The organism is Parafrankia irregularis, from assembly GCF_001536285.1.
In the GTDB taxonomy this organism is placed as follows: domain Bacteria; phylum Actinomycetota; class Actinomycetes; order Frankiales; family Frankiaceae; genus Parafrankia; species Parafrankia irregularis.
Genome location: NZ_FAOZ01000007.1, coordinates 398,592 through 422,281, shown reverse-complemented (window position 1 = coordinate 422,281; position 23,690 = coordinate 398,592). Strand labels below are relative to the sequence as shown.

The 23,690-nt window shown below is 71.9% G+C and carries 23 protein-coding genes; 17 read left to right on the top strand and 6 right to left on the bottom strand.

What is annotated here, in order from left to right; all coding sequences use genetic code 11:
• Window positions 1–37 precede the first annotated feature (37 nt).
• Window positions 38–643 (top strand): TetR/AcrR family transcriptional regulator, encoded by a 606-nt coding sequence (locus tag AWX74_RS14745; RefSeq protein WP_091276669.1) that lies wholly within the window; start codon window positions 38–40, stop codon window positions 641–643.
• Between the two features lie 57 nt (window positions 644–700).
• A complete protein-coding gene (locus AWX74_RS40000) occupies window positions 701–2,380 on the top strand; it encodes a PA domain-containing protein (RefSeq protein WP_091276935.1) in 1,680 nt (559 codons plus the stop codon).
• A gap of 68 nt (window positions 2,381–2,448) precedes the next feature.
• Here AWX74_RS40000 and AWX74_RS14735 read toward each other — a convergent pair whose 3' ends face one another.
• The 3 genes from AWX74_RS14735 to fabG all read right to left on the bottom strand — a co-directional run bounded on the left by AWX74_RS14735 (window position 2,449) and on the right by fabG (window position 6,010).
• On the bottom strand, window positions 2,449–3,720 hold the full coding sequence (locus tag AWX74_RS14735) for a sensor domain-containing phosphodiesterase (protein WP_091276666.1): 1,272 nt from the start codon (window positions 3,718–3,720) through the stop codon (window positions 2,449–2,451).
• Between the two features lie 114 nt (window positions 3,721–3,834).
• Entirely contained in the window at window positions 3,835–5,073 is a 1,239-nt protein-coding gene (locus AWX74_RS14730; RefSeq protein WP_242666238.1) for a magnesium and cobalt transport protein CorA, read from the bottom strand.
• Window positions 5,074–5,248: 175 nt separating this feature from the next.
• Entirely contained in the window at window positions 5,249–6,010 is a 762-nt protein-coding gene (gene fabG, locus AWX74_RS14725) for a 3-oxoacyl-ACP reductase FabG (protein WP_091276660.1), read from the bottom strand.
• 319 nt (window positions 6,011–6,329) lie between these two features.
• On the opposite strand from fabG, the gene aceB reads away from it, so the two are divergent.
• From aceB to AWX74_RS14705, 4 genes are all read left to right on the top strand, one after another.
• Entirely contained in the window at window positions 6,330–7,991 is a 1,662-nt protein-coding gene (aceB, locus tag AWX74_RS14720; protein ID WP_091276657.1) for a malate synthase A, read from the top strand.
• 23 nt (window positions 7,992–8,014) lie between these two features.
• Window positions 8,015–8,815, top strand: coding sequence for an IclR family transcriptional regulator (locus tag AWX74_RS14715; RefSeq protein WP_242666237.1), 801 nt, complete (start codon window positions 8,015–8,017; stop codon window positions 8,813–8,815).
• A 295-nt stretch (window positions 8,816–9,110) separates the two neighbouring features.
• Window positions 9,111–10,709: an alpha/beta hydrolase gene (locus AWX74_RS14710; RefSeq protein ID WP_091276654.1), complete on the top strand. Its 1,599-nt coding sequence runs from the start codon at window positions 9,111–9,113 to the stop codon at window positions 10,707–10,709.
• Between the two features lie 387 nt (window positions 10,710–11,096).
• On the top strand, window positions 11,097–11,849 hold the full coding sequence (locus AWX74_RS14705; RefSeq protein ID WP_091276651.1) for a dienelactone hydrolase family protein: 753 nt from the start codon (window positions 11,097–11,099) through the stop codon (window positions 11,847–11,849).
• Window positions 11,850–11,904: 55 nt separating this feature from the next.
• Here the strand turns inward: AWX74_RS14705 and AWX74_RS42035 are convergent, their stop codons facing one another.
• Window positions 11,905–13,242, bottom strand: coding sequence for a hypothetical protein (locus tag AWX74_RS42035; RefSeq protein ID WP_091276648.1), 1,338 nt, complete (start codon window positions 13,240–13,242; stop codon window positions 11,905–11,907).
• A gap of 128 nt (window positions 13,243–13,370) precedes the next feature.
• On the opposite strand from AWX74_RS42035, the gene AWX74_RS14695 reads away from it, so the two are divergent.
• The 10 genes from AWX74_RS14695 (at window position 13,371) to AWX74_RS14650 (ending at window position 21,233) form a co-directional block, all read left to right on the top strand.
• On the top strand, window positions 13,371–14,063 hold the full coding sequence (locus AWX74_RS14695) for a class I SAM-dependent methyltransferase (RefSeq protein ID WP_091276644.1): 693 nt from the start codon (window positions 13,371–13,373) through the stop codon (window positions 14,061–14,063).
• Between the two features lie 38 nt (window positions 14,064–14,101).
• Entirely contained in the window at window positions 14,102–14,497 is a 396-nt protein-coding gene (locus AWX74_RS14690) for a VOC family protein (RefSeq protein WP_091276643.1), read from the top strand.
• Window positions 14,498–14,556: 59 nt separating this feature from the next.
• Window positions 14,557–15,021: an NUDIX hydrolase gene (locus tag AWX74_RS42030; protein WP_341271974.1), complete on the top strand. Its 465-nt coding sequence runs from the start codon at window positions 14,557–14,559 to the stop codon at window positions 15,019–15,021.
• A gap of 53 nt (window positions 15,022–15,074) precedes the next feature.
• Window positions 15,075–15,881, top strand: a complete 807-nt coding sequence (locus AWX74_RS14680; protein WP_091276638.1) for an ABC transporter permease — start codon at window positions 15,075–15,077, stop codon at window positions 15,879–15,881.
• Entirely contained in the window at window positions 15,874–16,779 is a 906-nt protein-coding gene (locus AWX74_RS14675) for an ABC transporter permease (RefSeq protein ID WP_091276635.1), read from the top strand. The genes AWX74_RS14680 and AWX74_RS14675 overlap by 8 nt, the downstream gene beginning before the upstream one ends.
• A gap of 41 nt (window positions 16,780–16,820) precedes the next feature.
• On the top strand, window positions 16,821–17,828 hold the full coding sequence (locus tag AWX74_RS14670) for an ABC transporter ATP-binding protein (RefSeq protein ID WP_193209903.1): 1,008 nt from the start codon (window positions 16,821–16,823) through the stop codon (window positions 17,826–17,828).
• A 180-nt stretch (window positions 17,829–18,008) separates the two neighbouring features.
• Window positions 18,009–19,076 carry a hypothetical protein gene (locus tag AWX74_RS14665; RefSeq protein WP_226930884.1) on the top strand — a complete coding sequence of 356 codons (1,068 nt, stop codon included), beginning with the start codon at window positions 18,009–18,011 and terminating at the stop codon, window positions 19,074–19,076.
• Between the two features lie 82 nt (window positions 19,077–19,158).
• On the top strand, window positions 19,159–19,785 hold the full coding sequence (locus AWX74_RS14660; RefSeq protein ID WP_091276632.1) for an ArsR/SmtB family transcription factor: 627 nt from the start codon (window positions 19,159–19,161) through the stop codon (window positions 19,783–19,785).
• A 71-nt stretch (window positions 19,786–19,856) separates the two neighbouring features.
• Window positions 19,857–20,420, top strand: a complete 564-nt coding sequence (locus AWX74_RS14655; protein ID WP_091276629.1) for a dihydrofolate reductase family protein — start codon at window positions 19,857–19,859, stop codon at window positions 20,418–20,420.
• A 30-nt stretch (window positions 20,421–20,450) separates the two neighbouring features.
• Complete coding sequence (locus AWX74_RS14650) at window positions 20,451–21,233, top strand: ATPase (RefSeq protein ID WP_091276624.1); 783 nt, start codon at window positions 20,451–20,453, stop codon at window positions 21,231–21,233.
• 15 nt (window positions 21,234–21,248) lie between these two features.
• Here AWX74_RS14650 and AWX74_RS14645 read toward each other — a convergent pair whose 3' ends face one another.
• Window positions 21,249–22,214, bottom strand: a complete 966-nt coding sequence (locus AWX74_RS14645) for a 1-aminocyclopropane-1-carboxylate deaminase/D-cysteine desulfhydrase (RefSeq protein WP_165615622.1) — start codon at window positions 22,212–22,214, stop codon at window positions 21,249–21,251.
• A 95-nt stretch (window positions 22,215–22,309) separates the two neighbouring features.
• On the opposite strand from AWX74_RS14645, the gene AWX74_RS14640 reads away from it, so the two are divergent.
• The gene (locus AWX74_RS14640; protein WP_165615621.1) at window positions 22,310–22,798 is read left to right on the top strand and encodes a Clp protease N-terminal domain-containing protein; all 489 of its coding nucleotides are present in this window, start codon (window positions 22,310–22,312) and stop codon (window positions 22,796–22,798) included.
• Between the two features lie 72 nt (window positions 22,799–22,870).
• On the opposite strand, the gene AWX74_RS14635 is transcribed toward AWX74_RS14640, so the two are convergent.
• Window positions 22,871–23,644: an alpha/beta hydrolase gene (locus AWX74_RS14635; protein ID WP_226930885.1), complete on the bottom strand. Its 774-nt coding sequence runs from the start codon at window positions 23,642–23,644 to the stop codon at window positions 22,871–22,873.
• Window positions 23,645–23,690: the final 46 nt, after the last annotated feature.

Sequence of the window (23,690 nt, the reverse complement as noted above, 5' to 3'; positions counted from 1 at the left end):
AGCAACATCGGGTCGCCACGTCAAGTAGGTTGGGATCATGCCCAGACCCCCCGCGCCGGCAGCAGGGGAGAAGAGCACCCGGGAACGGATCCTCGACGTCGCTCTCGAGCTGTTCACGCACTCCGGCTACGAGGCGGTTTCGCTGCGTGAGATCGCGCAGCGGCTGAACATCACCAAGGCCGCGCTGTACTACCACTTCGCCAGCAAGGACGACATCCTGCTGGCACTGCACCTGCGGCTGCACGAGCTGGGGCGGGCCGGCTTCGAGGACCTGGAGGCCGACCTCGCCAGCCCCGACCGGTGGCCCGCGGCGCTGGACCTGATCGTCGGCGCCATGCTCGCCAACCGGACGCTGTTCCTGTTCCACATGCGCAACCACCATGCGCTCGACCGGCTACCCGACCACCACGGCCAGGGCGGGAGCCACTCCGATCTGCAGGAGCGGCTCCTGCGGCTGCTTTCCAACGACGAGGTGCCGATCGAGCGGCGGGTGCGGCTGGCCTGCGCCCTGGGCGCGATCGTCGGAGGCTTCCTGCTCGGCAGCGAGGTGTTCGCCGGGGTCGGCGACGAGGACCTCGGCGTCATGGTCCGCGCCGCGGTCGGTGACCTCATGCGCCCGGCCGCGCCCCACCCGCCCTCCTGAGCACTTTCGGTGCGATCCTGAGGGCGCTGCGTGGCCGCCCGTGTCACGATCAGATCCGTGACGGCAGGCGACGAACCGCCGGCGACGAGCCGCCGGCGCTTTCTGGACACGACCCTGCGACTGACGGCGTCCGGCGCGTTCACCGCCGTCGCGGGGACCCTGGCCGCCGGCTGTGACGGGTCCGGCACCGCGGGCGATGCCGCCGGAGCCGGCGGCGGCGGGCGCGCCGTGACAGGCGCGGGCGCGGTGCGGCGGCCGTTCGCCACCGGCACGCCCGGGCCGGTCACCGCGCAGGACCTCGTCGACGCCGACACGCTGTGGAGCTGGGTCGACCGGATGACCGCGGTGGGGCCCCGGCACACCGGGTCGGCGGCGCACCGCGGCCACATCGACGACCTCGAGCGCCAGCTGCGCGGCTACGGCCTCACCGTGACCCGTCATCCGACCCGGCTCGCGCAGTGGCTGGCCGGGCGATGGTCACTGCAGGTGAGGGATGCAGGCGGCACCGCCTGGACTCTTCCGGTCGCCTCCTACCGGCCGCGCTCCGGTGAGACCGGGCCGGCCGGAGTGACCGGCCCCGTGGTCGACCTGGGCCCCGGTGACGAGGCGGCCTACCAGGCCGCCGCCGGTGCCTCCGCGGGTGCCGGTGCCGCTGCGGGAGCTGGTGGCGGCGCGGCGGGGCCGCTCACCGGGGCGGTGGTCGTCGTCGACGCACCGATCGCGCGGCTGCACGCCTCGGTGCTCACCGATCTCGCCTACACGGTGCATCCCCCCACCGCCCGCGCCGAGTTCGCACAGGAGGACTACTCCCGCGTCTGGCTGGGGGTGCCACCCGCCCCCGACCTGGCCACCGCCCGTGCCCACGGCGCCGTCGCCATGATCGAGGTCTCTGATCAGAGCCCGGCGCTGGCCGCCGGCCAGTACACCCCGCACCAGCAGGAGCACGCCGGGCTGCCGGCCCTGCGGCTGGACCGGGAGTCCGGCGCCCGGCTGCGCGCGCTGCTGGCCCGCGGCCCCGCCCGGGCCACGCTCGTGCTGACGGCGGACCGGCGCGAGACCACGGTGGACTACCTGCTCGCCCGGCTGCCGGGCACCGGACCGCCCGGCGTCCGGGCGGGCACCGTCCTCGTCGCGACCCACACCGACGGGCAGAACGCCGTCGAGGAGAACGGCGGACCCGCGCTGTGCGCGCTGGCCGAGTACTTCAGCCGCTTCCCGGCCAGCACGCGGTCCCGTGACCTGCTGTTCATGTTCTCGCCGAACCACATGACCGCCGACGGCGCCACCGTCAAGCCCGATGCCTGGCTGCGGGCCCACCCCGAGATCACCGGCGGGGTGGAGATGGCGCTCGTCGCCGAGCACCTGGGCACCCTCGGCTGGGACGACCAGGGCGGCACCGGCCCCTACCGGGCGACCGGGCGCACCGAACCGGTCGCGGTCGCCGTCGGCAACAGCGACACGCTGCGCACCCTGGCGCAGGACGAGGTCCGCACCAGCGGCCTGACCCGCGCCGGTATCCAGAAGCCCTTCCAGAACGGCCTGTACGGGGAGGGCACCTTCGCCTACCGGCTGGGCATCCCCACCATCGCGATGATCACCGGCCCGGCGTACCTGCTGCAGGTCACCCCGGGCGGCAACCTCGACAAGCTTGACCGCGCGCTGCTGCACCAGCACACGGTCTTCCTGGCCCGCCTGCTCCAGCGGATGATGGAACTGCCCGGCAACATCCCGCGCTAGGCCCGCACCCCGCGCTGGACTCCCACCCGTGATGGACCGCGACGCCGCGGCTCCCGGAGCGCGCGCCTTCAGCGTGCCGGCGCCGGCGCCGGGTCCGGGCGGAACAGGCCTGGGGTGGGGGAGCAGGCGGCGCGCAGGGTGCGGGCCGGGCGGCCGAGCAGATAGCCCTGGCCGAAGCCGATACCGATCTCGGTGGCCGTCCGCAGCTCGGCGGTGGACTCGATGCCCTCCGCGATGACCTGGCCGCCGATCTCCCGGGCGACGCTCACGATGGCGGCCGCGACCGCGCGCCGCGCGGGGTCGACGTCCATCAGGTGGGTGATCAGATAGTCCAGTTTGACGATCTCGGGGCGCAGCTGGATGAGCTGTTCGAGCCCGGCGTAGCCGGTGCCGGTGTCGTCCACCGCGATGCGGGTGCCCAGCGAGCGCAGCGCCTGGATGTCGCGCATGACCACCGGGTCGGTGCTGAAGTACTCGTGTTCGGTGATCTCCACGATGACCCGGTCGCAGGCCCCGAACGACCGGAGCAGCCCCAGCAGGCCGGAGGCGATCGTCGCCGGTGCGGCGTTCAGTGACAGCGCCACCGAGGGCGGCAGGCCGGGCAGCGCGGTGAGCGCGTGGCGGATCGCCGCCAGCTCCAGCTCGGTGCCCAGGCCCACCTGGGCGGCGACCTTGAACCAGCCTTCCGGGTCACGGTGCGAGTCGGGGAACCGGGACAGTGCCTCGACCCCGGCGATGCTGCCGTCGGCGAGACTGACCACCGGCTGGAACACGATCTGGGGCCCGCCGTCGTCGATCAGGTCGCTGATGATCCGGGAGAGGTGGCTGCGGGACTCCCACACCCGGCGCAGATCGATCACCGCGTCGCGCAGGAACGCCGCCAGCAGGTCGACGAACTGCCCGTCCCGGGGCCGCAGGTGCGGCCGCGGCTGCCGCCCGAGGCAGCCGACGAGCCCGTAGACCTCGTCGTCGTTGTCGTAGACCAGCGCCGCCGCGTACGAGCCGATTCCGAGCCCCTGCACGATCGGTGCCTGGGCGGTGCGCCGGTCGGCCTGGGTGTCCGGGATGACGATCGGGGCGTCGTGCGCGAGCGCGGTGGGATAGAGCGCGGCGTGGCGGCGGACGGTGCTGCCCGGCGCGAGCCCGAAGGCGGCCGGGTCACCGTCGAAGACCTGCAGGAGCAGACACTGCTCGTCGAGCCGGCCGAGGAACGCGACGTCCATTGCCAGGTGCCGGCGCAGGACGCCCAGCAGATCGGCCACCGCGGGATCGGCCTGGATCTGCTCCGTGCCGGGGTCCAGTGGTTTCGCCGGGCCCACCGGTGATGCCGTGCGCGCCATGGCACCACTCCCTCGCGCCACTGGTTGGCGCCTGCTGCTGCGCCTGCCTGGTTGCTCCCCGCTAGGCATGCCCGCCACATCCGGGGACACACCAGCGTTCGGACACCCCGGCGTTCAGAGCCAGCCGTTGCGGCGGAACGCCCGGTGGAGGGACAGGCAGATGACGGCCATCAGTGTGAGGACCGCCGGGTAGCCCCAGACCTCGCGCAGCTCCGGCATGTGCTCGAAGTTCATCCCGTAGATGCCGGCGATGGCGGTCGGGACGGCGCCGATGGCGACCCAGGCGCTGATCTTGCGCATGTCCTCGTTCTGGGCGATCGTCACCTGCGTCAGCGTCGCCTGCAGGATCGAGGACAGCAGCTCGTCGAGGTGGGCGACCCGCTGGGTCACCTGGACGAGGTGGTCGAACACGTCCCGGAAATGGTCGCGCACGTGCGGGTCGATCATCGGCAGGGCGGTGTCCGACAGCATGCGCAGCGGCCCGTTGAGCGGGGTGACGGCGTGCTTGAACTCCAGCAGCTCGCGCTTGAGCTGGTAGAGCTTCTCCACCGGGGCCCGGGCGGAGCGTTCGAACACCAGCGCCTCGACGGCGTCGACGTCGGCGTCGAGGCGTTCCACCAGCGCCAGGTAGTTGTCGACGATCCCGTCGCACACCCCGTGCAGCACCGCGGACGGCCCGTGGCGCAGCATCGCGGGCTGCCCCTCCAGGTTGGCGCGCAGCTGCTCCAGGGCACCGTGGTTGCCGTGCCGCACGGTCACGACGAAGTCCGGGCCGATGAAGACCATCACCTCGCCGGTGACGACGACCTCGGTGTCCTCGGCGATCTCGTCGTGCTCCACGTAGCTGGCGGTCTTGAGAACCATGAACAGCGTGCTGCCGTACAGTTCGATCTTGGGGCGCTGGTGGGCGACGATGGCGTCCTCCACCGCGAGCTCCGGCAGGCCGTAGAGCTCCGCGATCGAACTGAGCTCGGTGTCGCTGGGCTCGAACAGCCCCACCCAGGCGAACGCGCCGTGGTGGCGGCGGGCGATGCGGGCCGCGGTGAGCAGGTTCGAGCCGTCGGGCACCCGGCGGCCGTCGGCGTAGACGTGGCAGGCCACGACCCGTCCGGACGGGGCCTCGCCCGTGCCGGGGGCGGGAAGCCGGCGCTTGGGCCGGGCCCGCACCAGGGAGACGGGGCGGGCCAGCGCGCCGGCGAGCAGGTCCCGCAGCGCGCCCACCCCGTGGTCGTGGTCGTGGTCCGCTCCGTGTTCGTGAGCCGCGCCGTGTTCGTCAGGTGCGCTGTGCGCGCGGTCCGCGGTGTGACCAGCGGATGGGCCGGACAGGCGGTCGGGGTCCTGCTCATGGTTCACGCCGTCCGCCTCCGCACGATCACTCCCGCTCCCCGCCGCCCGCCCGACATTCGCCCGTGTCCCGCCGGGACGGAATCCCGGGGTCGTTATGTCCATCCTGGCGGACGGGGGAGAAGGGAGAACGCGCGGCCGGCACCAAACGCCTGCCGGGCCCGGTGCCGCGGCGGGCCGGCGGTCAGGCCTTCGGGCCGCCGGCGACGTAGAGGATCTGCCCGGAGACGAAGCTCGCGGCCGCACCGACGAAGAACGACACCGCATTGGCGATGTCGGTGACCTGCCCGGGGCGGCCAACCGGGATCGCCGCCGTCGCCGCGGCCACGTACTCCTCCCAGTCCACCCCCATGCGCTGGGCGGTCGCGCGGGTCATGTCACTGACGATGAAACCGGGCGCGACACAGTTCACGGTGATGCCGAACTTGCCCAGCTCGATCGCCAGCGTCTTGGTGAAGCCCTGCAGGCCGGCCTTGGCGGCCGCGTAGTTCGCCTGCCCGCGGTTGCCCAGCGCCGAGATGCTGGACAGGTTCACGATCCGGCCCCACCTCGCGTCCACCATGTACTTCTGGGCGGCGCGTGACATGAGGAACGATCCGCGCAGGTGCACGCCCATGACCGAGTCCCAGTCGACCTCGGTCATCTTGAACAGCATGTTGTCGCGGGTGATGCCGGCGTTGTTGACCAGCACGGTCGGTGCGCCCAGCTCGGCCGCGACCCGGGCGACCGCCGCGTCGACCGCGACCGCGTCGGCGACGTCGGCGCCGAGGCCGATCGCCCTCCCGCCCGCGGCGATGATCGCCTCGACGGTGCTCTTCGTCGCGGACTCCTCCAGGTCGAGCACGGCCACCGCCAGGCCGTCGCCGGCCAGGCGCTGCGCGATGGCGGCGCCGATGCCACGGGCGGCTCCGGTGACGATCGCGACGCGGGTTGGGGACTCGGGCACGGGAACGTCTCCTTCGGCGGCGACGACGGCGGGCGCGGGCCGCGCACGGCGGCCCGTCGCAGCCAAGTCAACCGGCCCACCGCGCCCGCCGCCACCGCGCTGACCTGGTCCTTTGTCCGGCTTTCCTGGGCGGTTGTCAGGCTGTGCGGTCAGCTGGCCGGACCGGTGGCCAGGTGCTGGCGCCGGGTGGCGCCAGCCCGCCGCCCACCCGCGGCCGCGGATAGGATTCCGTCATACGAAGTGGATGTTCCAGCTGGTGGAACTCCAGGCTCGTCATCCGATCCGCGTGGACGTCCCCGATCCGTGAAGGAGAACCGCGATGGCCGGTCCGAACACCCCGCCCGGAGTCGAGATCGTCCGGCCGCAGGTGCCGGGCGCGGAGCAGATCCTCACACCGGAGGCGCTCGCCCTCGTCGCCGACCTGCACCGCCGGTTCGGCGTGACCCGCGGTGACCTGCTCGCCCGCCGAGCGGCGCGGCAACGGGAGCTTTCCACCGGCGCGGACCCGGACTTCCTGCCCGAGACCAGCGACATCCGCCGGGGGCAGTGGCAGGTCGCGCCACCGGCACCAGGCCTGGTCGACCGCCGGGTCGAGATCACCGGGCCGACGGACCGCAAGATGACGATCAACGCGCTGAACTCCGGCGCGAAGGTCTGGCTGGCCGACTTCGAGGACGCCAACACCCCGCTGTGGGAGAACATGATCAGCGGGCAGCTCAACCTGCGGGACGCCCTCGCCGGCACCATCGGCTTCACCAGCCCGGAGGGCAAGGCCTACACCCTCGCCGCCACCGCCACCACCAGCCCGGCCGGGGCCACCGGGGCGAGCACGACCACCACCACGATCGTCGTGCGGCCCCGCGGCTGGCACCTCGACGAGAAGCACCTGCTGGTGGACGGCGAACCGGTCGCCGGTGCGATCGTCGACTTCGCCCTCTACGCGGTGCACTGCGGCCGCCGCCAGCTCGACGCCGGCTCCGGGCCCTACTACTACCTGCCGAAGACCGAAAGCCACCTCGAGGCACGGCTGTGGAACGACATCTTCACCCACACCGAGGACGCGCTCGGCTTCCCCCGGGGCGCGATCCGCGGCACGGTGCTGATCGAGACGATCCTCGCCGCGTTCGAGATGGAGGAGATCCTCTACGAGCTGCGGGAGCACTGCGCCGGGCTGAACGCCGGCCGCTGGGACTACCTGTTCAGCATCATCAAGAAGTTCCGTGACCGGGGAGAGGCGTTCACGCTGCCCGACCGCAACGCCGTCACGATGGCCGCGCCGTTCATGACCGCCTACGCCGAGCTGCTCGTGCGCACCTGCCACCGCCGCGGCGCGCACGCCATCGGCGGGATGGCCGCGTTCATCCCCAGCCGGCGCGACCCGGCTGTCAACGCCACCGCGCTGGCCAAGGTCCGCGAGGACAAGACCCGCGAGGCCGGTATCGGCTTCGACGGCTCCTGGGTCGCCCACCCCGACCTGGTACCGGTGTGCCGGGAGGTGTTCGACGGTGTGCTCGGTGACCGGCCCAACCAGATCAGCCGCACCCGCGAGGACGTCACCGTCGACGCCGCCGCCCTGATCGACCTGACCACGACCCCGGGTTCCCCGACGCTCGCCGGGCTGCGCAACAACGTCAGCGTCGCCCTGCAGTACCTGCGCGCCTGGCTCGCCGGCTCCGGAGCGGTCGCGATCTTCAACCTGATGGAGGACGCGGCCACCGCGGAGATCTCCCGCTCGCAGATCTGGCAGTGGCTGCACAACGGTGTCGTGCTGGTGGGCGACAGCGGCACCGCCGATGTGCCGGTGACCCGTGAGCTGGTCGAACGGGTCGTCGCCGAGGAGCTCGAGGTGCTGCGGGCGGCACTGGGGGAGAGCTACGACGCCGCCGGCTTCGCCCGGGCGCGGGACCTGTTCGTCGAGGTCGCCCTCGCCGACGACTTCGCCGACTTCCTGACCGTGCCCGCCTACCAGCGCATGCCATGACCTCGCCGGCGGCCGATCCGCCGGTGGACCCATCAGCGGACGGCGCACCGAGCCCGCCGCCTGCGCCGGAACGGGCGGCGGGCTCGGTGCAGTCCGTCGACCGTGCGCTGGCGCTGGTCGAGCTGCTGGCCGCGGCCGGCGACGGCGCCGGGCTCACCGACCTCGCGCGCGCCACCGGCCTGCCGCAGCCGACCGTCCACCGGCTGCTGCGGGCGCTGCACGAACGCGGCTGGGTGCGGCAGGACGCCGATCGCCGCTACGCGCCCGGTGCCCGGCTGATCGGGTTGGGCAACGCGGCGCAACGGCTGCTCGCGGCCGGTGCCGAGCCGTTCCTCGGCGAGGCCGTGGCGGTGTCGGGGGAGACGGCCAACCTCGCGGTCCTGGAAGCCGACCAGGTGGTCTATGTGGCGCAGGCCGCCTCGCCGCGCCGGCTGCGCATGTTCACCGAGATCGGCAACCGGGCGCCGGCGCACAGCACCGGGGTGGGAAAGGCGATGCTGGCCTTCCTGCCGGAGCCGGCACTGCGGGCGCTGCTCGAGCGCAGCGGCCTGCCGCGGCGCACCGCGACCACGATCACCGACCCGTCGGCACTGCGCGCCGAGCTCGCCGACATCCGACAACGGGGCTACGCCACAGACGACGGCGAGGAGGAGGCGGGTGTGCGCTGTGTGGCCTTCCCGCTGACGGATCTGTCCGGCCGGGCGCCCGCCGCGCTGTCCGTGTCGGGGCCGGCCAGCCGGATCACGGCCGCCGACGTCGAGCCGCTCGCGGCCCGGCTGCTGCCCGTCGCCTCGGCCTGTGCCGACCACCTCCTGCGCCGCTGACCTGTGGAACGGGAGATCAGAACAAGATAGTCAACAGTGTTGACGCCCCGGTGTGAGCCAAAATGATCTTGAAGCCCCGACCCATGTCGGGCTGATCGTAGAAACGCCTGGTTTCCCGGGATCACGGCGGCGGAACCGTCCGCCGTGATCCTGACTGGCGATGAGACTCCACACTTCCGACATCCGGTCGGCCACCAGACGACAACCTGGCAGACAACCCCTCGGCAGGCATCGTGGCGGCGCGCGGCGCGGCCGCGGGCAGCTACCCGCGCGCGGTACCGCGCTGGGCGCGGCGATGCTCGTCGGCGCCGCGTCACTCGTCGTGCCACGCGCCGGCGCGTCGGCCGCGGCCCTTCCCGTGGCGAGTGGGAACCCCCTGCTCGCCCCCTTCGAGAGCCAGACCGTGCGCTGGCAAGAGTGCCAGGTCGGCCCGAACGACGCGGTCGGCGGTTACCTGGACAACGTCGGCGCGCAGTGCGCCGACGTCAGCGTTCCGCTGGACTACGCACGCCCGACCGGGCGGACGATCACCCTGGGGCTGGCCCGGATCCGCGCGGTGGACCAGGCGCACCGGCGCGGTCCGCTCATGGTCAACCTGGGCGGGCCCGGCGGCGGCGCGGTGGACGCCGTCGCCGACATCCGCGCGATGCTCGGCCCGACGGCGGACCGCTTCGACCTCGTCGCGATGGATCCCCGTTTCGTCGGGCGCAGCTCGGCGCTGGACTGTGGGCCGGCCCTGGGCGCCGACTGGCTGCGTGCCGCCGGGCCTGACCAGGACAGCTTCGAGCGGGTGGCCGCCGAGCAGGCCGCGACGGCCGCGGGCTGCTCGGCGCACGCCGATGTGCTGCCGTTCGCCTCGACCCGCAACACCGCGCGGGACATGGACGTCGTCCGCGCGGCGCTCGGGGCGGCCACGACGTCCTACCTGGGCTACTCCTACGGCACCTACCTGGGGGCCGTGTACATGCAGATGTTCCCGGACCGGGTGGACCGGTTCGTCCTGGACAGTGCGGTGGATCCGGCGACGTACAGCCCGCGGGTGCTGCGCGGCAGCGGGGATCTGCTCGAGGCGGCGCTGGGGGAGTGGGCGGCCTGGGCCGCCGGGCAGGACGCGCAGTTCGCGCTGGGGCGCACCGCCGCGCAGGTGCTGCATACCGTGGACCGGATCTACCAGGCCGCCGCACGCCGGCCGTTGACCGTGGACGGTGTGCGCTACGACGCGTCGGACATCCCGCGGCTGCTCATCGCTTCGCTGATCGATGACAGCGAGGACGCCGCGGCGGTTCTCGCGATGGGCGTGCGTGCCTTCGCGGACGCCGCGGACGGCCGTGCCCCGGCGGCGAACCCGTACCTCACCGAGTTCCTCCAGGGGCTCGCGACGGATGGTCCGGCCCTGCCCGGTGCCCACGCGCACGCGGGAACCGACGCCGGCGCCGGCGGCTCGGTGGTCAGTGCGTTCCAGAGCGCGCAGCTGGCAGTGCTGTGCGGTGACGTGCCGGCGTCCCGGATCGCCGGTGACTATCTGGCCGACGTACGCCGGCACACCGGCGCACAGCGGCATGTGGCCGGTGCGATCTGGAACATCACACCATGTGCCTTCTGGCCGGTGCGGCCGGTGGAGCCACCGACGCGGGTCGCGAACGCGGTTCCGGCGCTGGTCGTCGCCGCGGAGAAGGACAACCGCACGCCCTACGCGGGTGCCCGGGCCCTGCACCGGGTGTTGAGCGCCTCCCGCCTGGTGACGCTTCGGGATGCCCGGGTACATGGGGTGTACCCGGGCCGCAGCGGATGCGTGGACGGCGCGGTCAACGCCTATCTGCAGAACGGGACGTCGCCGAGGGGCGACGTGACCTGTACGAGCCCGCCGGCCGCGGTGGGCTCACCGCCGGAGTGAGACCGTCTGCCGGTGTCCGCCGACCTCTGCTGGTCGGGCCGGACACCGGCATCCCACTCCTTCCCCCCCCTCCCCTCAAGATAATCAACAGTGTTGACGACCCAGCCCTGCCATTTTCGATCTTGATCGACCTCGGAACCCGCCGAAACGCCCGTTTCGATCACCTCCTTACAAACTCCGCGCCCAGCGGCGCGGAGCGCCTTGATCGTTTTGTTTGCATGCCGGATCGGCGGCGGCGGCACAAAGCGGAACCCGCCTGCCACATCGCCGCGTCCTGCCTGGTAGACGTCTTGTGATGTGGGTGGGCCGCGTCGAGGTCACCTACCGGTGCTCGCCCACCGGGCCCGGAGTGTCAGGTGACATGACTGGAAGGCGAAGGTGCGGACAATGGCGTTTACCCGGCGTGACGTAGTGACAGCGGACGGCGTGCTCGACACCTATCTGTTCGCACCAGGCGGCGGAACCCCGGCGCCGGTCGTGATCATGCTGCCGGATGCCTTCGGTGTGCGGGACACGGTGCTGGGCATGGCGCAGCGGCTGTCCGGCTCGGGCTATCTGGTCGCGGTGCCGAACATCTTCTACCGGACGGACGAGGCGACCACCGGCTCGGTCTCGACGGACTTCTCGGATCCGTCGCTGCGGGCGAAGATGGGTGATCGTTTCACCAAGGCGACTCCGCCCGCGGTGATGGCCGATCTCGGTTCGCTGCTCGATGCGCTCACGGGCGAGCCGGGTGTGGTGGCCGGTCCGGCCGGGATCATCGGGTACTGCATTGGCGGCCGGCTGGCGTTCACCGCGGCGACGGCGCTTGGCGAGCGGATCGCGGCGGCGGCGTCGATCCACGGTGGCGGGCTGGCGACGGACGATCCGTCGAGTCCGTATCACCAGGCCGGGCAGATCCAGGGCGCGTTGTACATCGCGGCGGCGCGCGACGACAGCCATCACACCGAGGCGGACCATGCGCGGCTGCTGGCCGCGTTGGATGAAGCGAAGGTCGACTACGAGGCCGAGGTGCTCCCGGCGTTGCACGGCTTCGCGATGCCGGATTTCGCCGTGTACGACGAGGCGGCGGCGCAGCGTCACTGGGAGCGGTCGCTGGCACTGTTCGATCGGACGCTTCGGGCACCGGCGGCCGGCTGAGCCTCGCCTGGGTCGACGCCTGGCTGCCTGGCCGGCTGAGCTGGGTTGGGCCCGGCTAGGTGGTCTCCGTTGTCGTCTCGGTTCGCTCGGCCGGACCCGGCTCCCCCGCCCGTGGCGGTGGGGCGAGGTGTGCGAGGTGGGTGCGGGCGGCGCGGAGCTCGGCGGTGAGGTCGTCGACCTGGCGTTCGGCGCGTTCCGCGCGGGTGCGGGCTTCCGCGCGGGCGTCGGCGAGGGCTGCGAGGCGTTCGGCGGCGGCCTGCTGTTCGGCGTGCAGGCGCGCCGCCGCTTCGGCGCGGAGGTGTTCGAGCTGCTCGGTGGCGGCGGCGCGGGCGCGTTCGAGTTCTTCGGCCGCGGCGGTGCGGGCACGTTCGGCGTCGTTCTTGGCCGCGGTGTGCAGGCGGGCGAGTTCGTCGCGTTCGCGGCGGGCGTCGTCGCGGATGCGGTCGCGGTCGGTCCGTAGATGGTCGCGGTCTGCGCGGAGCTCGGCGAGGTTCGCGGCGTCGCGGTCGGCGGTCTGCGCCGCGGTGTGCAGGGCGGCGGTGAGTCGGTCGCGTTCGGCGGTGAGTTCGGTGCGGGTGCGTGCGGCGTCGGCGTGGATGCGGGTGATCTCGGCGGTCGCGTCGGCGCGGGCGCGGTCGATGTCGGCGGCGGCGTGGTCGCGGGCTTCCTGGATGCGTGCCTCGGCTGTGGCGTGTGCTTCGGCGACGGCGGTGGCGGCGTGTGTGCGGGCGGCCGCGGCTTCGGTGTGGGCGGTGGCTGCGGCGGTTTCGCTGGCGGTGAGGCGGGTTTCGGCGTCTTCGAGGGCGGCGACGGCTTCGCCCGCGACGGCTTCGGCTTCGGCGCGGGCGCTGTGTTCGGCCCGGGCGGCCTGTTCGGCGCGGACGGCGCGGGCGACGGCTTCGGCGACCCGTTCGGCGGCTTCGGCTTCGGCGGCTTCGACCTGGGCTTCGGCGCGGGCGACGTCGCCGAGGCTGGCCATTTCGCGGGCGAAGGCGTCGAGGTTGCGGGTGAGGTCGGTGGTGAGGGTGCGGATCTGGGCGGCGAGTTCGTCGGCGCGCAGCCGGCCGCTGGCCAGGGGGCGGTGGGTGGTGGGGCGTTCGCCGCTCTGGTCGGGGCTGGTGGCGGTGTCGCGGCGGGCGAGGTCGCGGCGTCGGCGGTAGGCGGCGAGCCGGTTGTGGTTGGGGTCGTCGCAGTAGGCCGGGGGGCGTCCGGGTCGTTCGGTGGGGGTGATCGGCCGGTCGCAGCCGGGGAACGCGCAGGTCGGTGTGGCGGTGTTGGTTGTGGTGGCGGCGGGGGGTGTGCTGTCGGGGGTGGGCTGGCCGGTGGCCGCGGCGGCTGTGGGCTCGTCGTGGGTGGTGGCGGGAGTCGTCGCGGTGTCCTCGGCCGGGCTCATGCTCCGGTTCTACCGGATGGGCCAGGTGACTGAGTGTGTGCGGCACGTGTGCCGCCTTGTTCCTCGTGGTTCGGCGGGGTGGTGGGGGTGGTTGGTGGGGGTTGTGGGGCGCCCGGGATGCTGGGGGCATGTTGGATGAGCAGGGCTGGGAGCAGCGGTACGCGTCGCGCGAGACGGTGTGGAGTGGTCGTCCCAACGGCCAGTTGGTGGAGCGGGCGGGTGGGTTGGTGCCGGGGCGGGCGTTGGACGCCGGCTGCGGTGAGGGCGCGGACGCGTTGTGGCTGGCGGAGCGTGGCTGGCAGGTGCTGGCGGTGGATTTCTCGGCGACGGCGTTGCGGCGGGGGAAGGCCGCGGCGGTGGATCTGGGGCGGGCTGTGGCGGCGCGGGTGATGTGGATGCGGGCGGATGTGATGACCTGGTCGGGGTTGGATGCTCCGGTTGGGCGTTCCGGTGGTGAGGGTGGGCGGCCGGCGCGGGTGCCGCGGTTTGAGACCCGGTTTGATCTGGTGTCGGCGCAGTTCGTGCATGTGCCGGCGGATCGGCGGGCTGGGTTGGTGGCGCGGCTGGGTGGTGTGGTGGCGCCGGGAGGTTCGTTGCTGATGGTGGGGCATGATCCGGCTGATCTGGCGTTGGGGATTGCTCGTCCGGAGGCGGCGGATCTGTGTGCGGCGGCGGAGCTGGCGGGGTTGTTGGATCCGGTGGAGTGGGAGGTGTTGGTGGCGCAGGCGTGTCCTCGGTCGGTGGTGGTGGATGGCGGGGAGGTTGTTGTCCACGATGCGGTGCTGCATGCTCGGCGCCGGTTGGTTGGGTCTGTGGGCTAGTTCGGGTTTCTGGCTGGAGCTGCCGGCGGTTCGGGGTAGTGTGCGGCGCCGTGGCGGTATCGCGGCGGGTTTTCGTGTCGTTGGACTGTGCCGAGGGCTCGGAGGGGCTGTTGGCGCGGTTCTGGGCGGCGATGCTGGGTGGGGAGGTGGGGTTCACCGGTTCGACGGGTGCGGTGGGGGTGCGTGCGGAGGGTTTGTGGATTGTGGCGTTTCCGGTGCCGGGGTATGTGGCGCCGACGTGGCCGCACGCTGGGGTGCCGAAGCAGATTCATCTCGATCTCGCGGTGGTGGATCTTGAGGTGGCGGTTGCGGAGGCGGTGCGGTTGGGTGCGGTGCCGGCCGCGGTGCAGCCGGATCCTGCTGGTCGGTGGCGGGTGTTGTTCGATCCGGCTGGTCATCCGTTCTGTCTGACGACGCTGGCTCCGCCGGAGTGAGTTCCGGCGGTGGGGATCGGCGGCCGACGTCCGGTCGGCGGGAGGGCCGGGGGCCGGTGGTGCTGCGGTGTCTGGGGGCGTCGGCGCAGGTGCCGTTCGCGGCGGTGACGAGTGTCAGTGTGGTGGTGGTTGCTGGGGATGGTGCTTTGGTTTTGGCGGATCTGGCGCGTGGGTGGGATCTTCCCGGTGGTCATGTGCAGCGGGGTGAGACGGGTGCGGAGCAGACGGCGCGGCGTGAGGTGTGGGAGGAGGTTCGGGTTCGGGTCGGGGTGTTGGAGCCGGTCGAGGTGATCGAGTCGGATCTGTTCGGTGCCGATGATCTGACCTACATGCTGGTTTTCGCGGCGCGGGTGGCTGAGTTCGCCGAGTGGTCGGGTGGGTTGGAGTCGGCGGGGCGGGTGGTGGTGTCGGCGGAGGAGTTTCTTGCTCGTTATCGGGGTGGGGATCCGGTGCTGATGCGGCATCTGGTGGGGCGGGCGTTGGCGGTTCTGGGTATGGGGATCCGGCCGGCTGATTCGTCGTAGCTGGTCGCCGGTGGTCCGCCGGTGTGTGGTCGGGCTGTATTGTTGGTGGTTTTGTGCGGGCGACGGTGCGGGTTTACTGGCTGCTTCTGGTGGCCGGGTTCCGTCGTCAGTCGACGTATCGGCTGGCCGCGTTGAGCGGGCTGGTCACGAATGTGACGTTTGGGTTGTTGAAGGTGGCGGTGCTGCTCGGCGCGGTCCGGGCGGCGGGTGGTGAGGTCGGTGGGTATGACGTCGCACAGATGAGTACGTATATCTGGCTGTCGCAGGCGATGCTCGGTTCGGTGAACTTCTGGGGTGCCAGTGAGTTCGCGGAGCGGATCAAGGATGGTCAGGTCGCGGTGGATTTTCTGCGGCCGTTGGATGTGCAGGCCGCGACGGTGACGGTGGAGGTCGGGCAGGGGTTGTTCGCGTTTCTTCCGCGGGGGGTGCCGCAGCTTGCGATCGGTGGGCTGGTGGTCGGGATGACGTGGCCGCGGTCGGTGGTGCTGGTGGTGTTGGGTGTGGTGAGTCTGCTGATGGCGGTGGTGATCTCGGCGGCGACGGTCTATCTGGTGGCGACGGCGGGGTTCTGGCTGGTGGAGACCCGTGGGGTGCAGCTGGTGTACATGGTGGCGTCGGGGTTTCTTGCCGGGTTGTTCGTGCCGATCAGCCTGTTTCCGCGGTGGTTGGAGCTGCTGGCGCAGGTGACGCCGTGTCCGTCGATGCTGATGTATCCGGTGACGATCCTGGCTGATCGGGTTGATGTGGCCGGTGCGTGTGTGCTGCTGGCGGTGCAGGGTTTCTGGCTGGTGGTTGTCGGTGGGGCCGGTCAGGTGCTGACGCGGGCGGGGCGGCGGCGTCTGGAGATTCAGGGTGGTTGAGCCGCCCGCTGCCGAGCCGCTGGCCGCGGTGTCTGCCGTGACCTCGACCGCTGTGCCCGCGTCGGGGCTGGTGGATGCGGAGCCGGTTGCGGGGTGGCGGGATCGGCTGCGTCCGTATGGGGCGGTGTTGGCGTCGCGGGCCCGGTCTCAGCTGTCGTATCGGACGAACTTCGTCCTGGATCTGGTGAGTTCGTTGTTGTCGGCGGTGGTGGAGCTGGCCGAGGTGTGGGTGGTGTTCCATGCGGCGACGCGGCTGGGTGGGTTGGAGTTCCGGCAGATGCTGCTGGTGTTCGGTCTGGCGGATCTGGCGTTCTCGCTGGCTGATCTGGTGTTCGGGCATTGTGACCGGCTGCCGACGTATCTGCGGGCGGGCACGTTGGATGTGTTCTACCTGCGGCCGCAGCCGCTGCTGGCGCAGCTGATCACCAGTGAGGTGAGTCTGCGGCGGTTGGCGCGGGCGTCGGTGGGGCTGGTCGCGTTGGTGGTCGGGCTGGTGCTGTGTGACATCGACTGGCGGCCGGCGGCGGTGGTGTTGCTGGTGAGTTCGCTGGTCAGTGGGGTGGCGGTGTTCGCGGCGCTGTTCGTCGCGGCGGGTGGGCTGCAGTTCTTCCTGGTGGATGGTCGGGAGATGACGAACGCGTTCGTGTACGGGGGTCGGTATGCGGCGACGCAGCCGGCGTCGGTGTGGGGCCGGCCGTTGCGGCTGGTGTTCGGGTTTTTCGTCCCGATGGCGTTCACGGGGTATCTGCCGGCGCTGGTGTTGTTGGGATTGCCGGGGCCGGCGTGGTTGCCGGGGTGGCTCGGCTGGTGTGCTCCGATGGCGGCGGTCTGGGCGTGGTCGGTGGCGTTGGGGTGCTGGCGGTTGGGTGTCCGGCACTATCAGGGAGGTGGCGGTTGAGCGCGGAGGGTCTGCTGCCGCGGGCGCGGGGCTCGGCGGAGGTGCCGGCCGCCACCGGAGAGACCGTGGTGGAGACGGTCGGGTTGACGAGGCGGTTCACCGTTCGTGACGGGGTGCGGCGCCGGCAGGTGAGCGCGGTCGAGGACCTCACGGTGCGGATCGGTGCGGGTGAGGCGGTCGGGTACATCGGTGCGAACGGTGCCGGGAAGTCGACGACGATCAAGATGTTGGCGGGGATCCTGGTGCCGACGGCGGGCACCGTGTGTACATGTGGGTTGCGTCCGGTGAAGGATCGGCGGCGGCTGGCCCGTCAGATCGGGGTGGTGTTCGGTCAGCGGTCGCAGCTGTGGTGGGACCTTCCGGTGTGGGAGTCGTTGCGGATTCTGGCGGCGATTCATGCGCTGCCGGCGACGCGGCGGCGGGCGCGGACGGATGAGCTCGTGGAGCGGTTGGAGATGGCGGAGTTCTGGTCCGTCCCGGTGCGTCAGTTGTCGTTGGGGCAGCGGATGCGGGCGGAGATCGCCGCGGCGTTGCTGCACTCCCCCCGGCTGGTGATTCTGGATGAGCCGACGATCGGGCTGGATGTGCTGTCGAAGCAGCGGCTGCGGGAGTTCCTGGTCGAGGAGCGGGCGGCGTATGGGACGACGTTGCTGTTGACGACGCATGACATGGGTGATGTGGCGCGGCTGTGTGAGCGGGTGCTGGTGATCGACCATGGCCGGTTGGCGTTCGATGGTGCGTTGGCGGGTCTGGCGGGTGCGGCGGGTGCGGATCGGGTGCTGGTGGTTGATCTCGCGGAGCCGGCGGCGGATCTGGAGGTGGCGGGTGTGGTGGCGGCGCGGCATCTGGGCAGTGAGGGGCGTGGTCTGCGTCAGCGGTTGGCGTTCGACCCGGAGGTGACGACCGCGGCGCGGGTGCTGGCGGCGGTGTCGGCGCTGGTGGAGGTGGTGGATTTCCGGGTGGAGGAGCCGGATATCGAGGATGTGGTTCGTCGTCTTTATGCGGCGACGCGTCACCCGCCTGACGCCTCGGCTGTCGAACATTCGTAGCCGAAGGATCGTCTGCGCCTGGCTGTTGTTCGAGGTTTGGTGAACCGATACGTGTGACCGTGCGTCTGTATCGCCATGGGAACCTGTCTGGTCGGTGTATCACGTCGGTTTGCCATGACCTGGCGGGCCGCTGTTTCCTGCTGCAGTGGCCCGCATGGCCGGCGGGGTGGCCTGCGCGCGATGGTGTCGATGATGTGGGTGCCCGCCGCGGTGCTGCTGGTCGGTGGTCTGGCCGTGGCGTGTGCGTCAGCGGGCGGCGACGTGACGGGCCGGCGTGGTCCGGAAGCCGCGGCACCAGGCGGCCATGGGGCATCCGAGGTGTCGGAGGCGTCCGAGGCGGGGTGGCGATCGGAGTCCTTTCGGGACATGGTGGTGGAGGTCCCGGCCTCGTGGGAGCCCGCGCCGGCGCCGGGCAGTGACTGGTGCGCCGCGGTGGAGGGCCGGCGGCAGGCCTTTCCCGTCACGCCGTATGTCGACAGTGGAGGTCCCTACCGGGCCGCGATGATGATTGGCTGCCCGGGCGGTGGGGAGGGGCCGGACCTGCATGGCGGCGGTGTGCCTCGTGAGTACTGGTCGCCGCATGTCTGGTTCGCTCCCACGCCCGCCGCGGGTGGGGCCGAGGAGGTGCCGGACGGGCGGGTGAGTGCGTACGGCTGGACTCGGCTCGTGCGCTCGGTGGGTTCGGCGAAGGTGTTCGTCCTGACGGATGAGGCGCACCTCGATGACGCCGAGCGGATCATGGCCTCCGCGCGCCGGGTCACGGTTGACGATCATGGCTGTGCTGCGAGTTCGCCGATCCAGGCCGGCGGGTTCGTCCGTCCAGGCGTGCCGTTCGATGTGGCCCGGCTCGACGTGGTGGACACGATCGCGGTCTGTCATTACGACCTGAGCAGCCCGGTGGGCAGCCCTGGGCTGCTGGCGTCGCGTGAGCTCGGCGGGGCCGAGGCCGCCGCGCTGCTGGCGGCGATCAGGGCGGCTCCGGCGGGTGGTGGCCCGGACACTCCGGGGACCTGTGCGACGAACATGTGGGGGGGCACCGCGATCGTGCTTCGTCTGACGGTGGGCGGGTCAACCCGTGAGGCCTACGTCTACTTCGACTGGTGTTTCGGTAACGGCATCGATGACGGAACCACACTGCGGGCGCTGACCACCGGCAACTGCGCCCCGCTGTGGTCGGGACGGATCACGCGGTCAGCGGGAAGCGCCGCGCCGTTCCAGGTCTGCCATCCCGACAGCCGCCGTCGGTGAGCGATGAGCCTGACGCAGGCGCCACACGTCCGACAACAACCCCCTCCTTGACAAATTTTTTTGTCGGCAGGATGCTCGGTGCGTGCTGGACGTGGCGGTGATCGAGGAGACGGGTGCGGCGGAGGCGTCGCTGGACCCGGTGCGGGCGCGGCTGCTGGCCGCGCTGGCGGTACCGGGGTCGGCGACGACGTTGGCCGCGCAGACGGGGCTGACCAGGCAGAAGGTCAACTACCATCTGCGTGCGCTGGAGGCTCACGGGCTGGTCGAGCTGGTCGAGGAGCGCCGTAAGGGCAACTGCACCGAGCGGGTCCTGCAGGCGACGGCCCGCTCGTATGTCATCTCACCCAGCGCCCTGGCCGATGTCGCTCCCGACCCGGACCGGGCCCGCGACCAGACATCGGCGCGGTGGCTGATCGCGCTGGCGGCCCGGCTCATCCGGGAGGTCGGCGAGATGCTCGCCGGTGCCACGGCGGCACGCAAGCAGCTCGCGACGTTCGCGGTGGACAGCGAGATCCGGTTCGGCTCGGCCGCGGACCGGGCCGCGTTCGCGGCGGAGCTGTCCGACGCCGTCACCGCGCTGGTCAGCCGATACCACGATGCCGCGGCGCCGGGCGGGCGGCCGCACCGGCTGGTGATCGCTCTGCATCCCAGCCTGAAACCCCCGGGCGTACCGCCGGCGCACACGCCGGGCGAGTCCGCCACCCCCTGACCGACACCACCGACACCTGCGGCGAACCGGCGCACCGGCGTCGCATACACGCCCTCACAAGGAGAACTCTGATGCGCACCCTGATCGTGACCGCTTTCGTCTCCGTCGACGGCGTCATGGAGGCTCCCGGCGGGGAGTCCGGCTACCGCAACACCGGCTGGACCTTCAAGGACATCGACTTCGACCCCGCCGCCTACGAGATCAAGGGCCGTGAGCAGGAGGAGACCGCCGCCCTGCTGCTGGGCCGCACCAGCTACGAGGCGTTCGCCCCGGTCTGGCCGACCATGGACGACTTCGCCGGTTACAACGCGATGCCCCGCTACGTCGTGTCGACCACCCTCACCACCGACGACGAACGGTGGCCGGCGACGATCCTGCGTTCGGTCGACGACGTCGCCGCGCTCAAGGAGACCGACGGCGGGCCGATCGCCGTGCATGGCAGTGCGACCCTGGGCGCGAGCCTCGCCGACGCCGGTCTGGTGGACCGCTACCACCTGCTGGTGTTCCCGGTGCTGCTCGGTGCCGGCCGGCGCCTGTTCTCCGCCGCGGACAAGGACAAGACCATGCTGAAGCTCGTCGAGTTCGCCGCCTACGGCAACGGTGTCCAGAAGCAGGTCTTCGACGTCGTACGCTGACCCCGCCTGATCACCTGGAGGAGAACTGTCATGTCCGAGTCCTCCGAGTCGCCCGAGTCCGACGCCGTGGACGATTCGGGGCGGTCGTTCACGGCGGGTGCCGGGCGCGAGTTCGCGATCGAACGCGAGCTGGAGGTCGAGGCGAGCCCGCAGGACTACTGGGATGCGGTCACCGGCGGGAACGCGGGCTGGCTGTGGCCCACACCCCCGCCGGAGCCCAGGGTCGGTGGCGCCGTGGCCGGCGGCGGGACGGTGTGCGCCTGGGAGCCGCCGCACCATCTGGTCCTGCGCCACGACGGGCCGGACGGCTGGTTCAACCAGCTCGAGCACGTCATCGAGGCCCGCGACGGTGGCACGACGTGGGTGCGGTACGTGCACAGCGGCGTGTTCGTCGACGACTGGGACAACCAGTACGACGGTGCCGCCGCGCACACCGACTTCTACCTGCACACCCTGGCCCAGTACGTGCGGGACTACACCGGTCGCCCGGCCGCGTGGGTGAACGTGGAGGCGCCCGCGGCGTCGCTGGCGGGTGGTTTCGCGGTGCTGCTCCGCGCGGCGGGTCTCACCGAGGTGCGCCCCGGCGACCGGGCGACCCTCACCGTGACCGGTCTGGCCCCGCTGGAGGTGACCGTCGACTATGTGGCGCCGCATTTCCTGGGCCTGCACACCGCCGATGCGATGTTCCGGGTGTTCGGTCGGGACGCGTTCGGCGCCCCGGTGGCCGTCGTCGCCCACCTGTTCGCCGCGGATGCCGACCCGGGTGCGGTCGAGGGTGCGTTGCGCACCTGGCTCGGTGAGATCTTCGCCTGATCCGGCCGGACCTGGTCAGGACCCGGCCCGCTCGGGCGGGTCGGGCAGGTTGGGCGGGTCGGTGCATCGGCCGGTGATGACCGCGGCGACGGTCGACCTGGGTGCGATCCGCCCGTCGCCGGCCATCGCGAAGACGCCGTGCAGCATCTTCGCGACGTAGACCCAGTCCAACACCACGCCGTGGCGGTCGGCGAAGTCGGTGATGAACCGGTCGAGGGCGGCGTTGCGGCGGGCGTAGCCACCGCAGTGGAAGTCCTCGACGACGGTCCAGTTCGCCGACACCGCGCCGAAGGTGGCCTGCTGCAGGGCGGCGATGTGGCCGGGCAGGAACCCGCCGCGCAGCACCGCCACCCCCACCGCCCGCCGCCGCGGGCCCGCGAGACCGGCGGCGAGACCGGCGAGGGTCCCACCGGTGCCGGCCGGGACGAACACCACGTCCACGTCGGGGATCTGGGTGAGCAGTTCGGCGGCCAGCTCGGCGCAGCCGCGCACCGCCAGCGTGTTGCTGCCGCCTTCGGGGAGCAGGTAGAACCGGCCGAACCGGTCGTGCAGCTCGGCGTGCAACGCCGGGTCGTCGCGGGAGCGGTACCGGCTCCGGTCCAGGTAGGCCAGGCGCATCCCCCGCGCCGCGGCGGTGGCCAGGACCGGGTTGAGCGGGTGGTGTTCCTCCCCGCGGATCATCCCGATCGTCGCGAATCCCAGGTGCCAGCCGGCGGCCGCGGTCGCGGCGATGTGGTTCGAGTACGCCCCGCCGAACGTCAGCAAGGTGTCATGGCCGGCGTCGGTGGCCGCCGCCAGGTTGTGTGTGAGCTTGCGCCACTTGTTCCCCGGGACGTCGGGGTGGATCAGGTCGTCCCGTTTCAGCAGCAGGCGCACACCGCGGGCGGCGAGGCGTTCGTCGGCCACCTCGACCACGGGTGAGGGCAGCCGCGGCACCAGCCCCGGCCCGGCCGGGCGGTGTCGTCCCGTCTGCTCGCCCACCGGACCAGCCTGCCACCGCCCACCGGCCGCACCGGCGCCGCATCCGTGATCTGCTGGAGATCGGCGGTCGGGGTGGATCAGGCGAGGAGATCGGTGTGAACGTCGAGACACGCACCCTGCACGAGGCCCGTATCCGCGGTTGGAGTACCGCGGCCGGGCCACATCTGGTGCTGGCGCTGCTGTCCGAGCCGTCCGTGGCGACCGAGGTCCTCGCCGAGCATGGCGTCACCTACGACCGGGTCGCCGGTGACGGCCAGTGGGGCGCGTTGGTGACGCCGCGAGCCGACGGCACCGTGGCTCCCTCTGACGCTGCAGCGCCGGGGATGACTCCCGACGCCTACAAGGTCTGCGGGCGGGCCGCGGGCCTCGCCCTCGCGGCCGGATTCCCCCGGCCGCGGCCCGAGGACTGGCTGAGCGCCCTGGTGTATTCCGGTGATGGCATGGGTTTCGCCGCGGTCCTGCAGAGCCTGGGGGTGTCGGTGCTTGATGTCGTCGCGTCGATGCGCAGGCGTGGGCTGGTCCTGCCGCCGGTCGAGGTCGCCCCGTTCACCCGGCCGCAGGTGACCCGCCGCCCCCGCCCCTGACGCAGACGCCTCGAACGGGGGTGGTGGAGGAGGCGGCCACGGCCGGCGTTGTGGCCGGGCCGCCTCCGATGGCTACCGGGTCACCGGATCACCGGTGGTGAGATGGCGGGTGAAGAACAGCTCGGCGCTGGCCACTTCGAAGCGGGGCAGGTCCATGTGCCGGCCGGTGTTGGCGTGCAGGGTCTTCTCCGTGGACGCGAAGGCGTCGAACAGGGCGAGGCCGGCCTCGCGGGGCACGAGCTCGTCGTCCCACTGCAGCAGGAACTGCACCGGAACGGTGATCCGGGCCGCGTCGTCGGTGAGATGCCGCGCGCCGACGAGACCGAACACGGCGGCGGTGATCCGCTGTTCGGCGGCGACCAGCGGGATGCCGATCATGGTGCCCAGCGACACCCCCCAGTACCCGACGGGCCCGCCTGGTGCGACGCAGCCGAGGGTCTCGAGTGCGTCCAGGGTGGCCTGCCATTCGGGGACGGCCTGGTGGGCGCGGGTCGCGTTGTCCTCGGCGAGCAGGTCGCCGACAGGTTCACCCGCCGCCATCCGCCGCTGCAGGTCGGCGAAGAACTGCTCGTCCGCGGCGGTTCGCGGCCGGTCACCGTGGCCGGGTGCGTCGATCGCCGCCGCGACGAACCCGCAGTGGGTCACGTAGCGCTGCGCGCGGGCGAGGACGCCGGGGGCGTGGCTGTGCTGACCGCCGCCGTGGCCGAGCAGGACCAGCGGCCGGGGGGTGGCGGTGTCGGCGTCGGTTCCGGCGGGGGTCCACAGTGCGCCGGTGATGCCGTCGAGGGTGAAGCGACGTTCCCCGACTCCGGAGATGGTCGTCTGGGAGGTGACGTGCAGGTGCATGGGTTCGTTGCCTTTCGGGATGCCTTTTCTGGGCGCTCCCGACGGC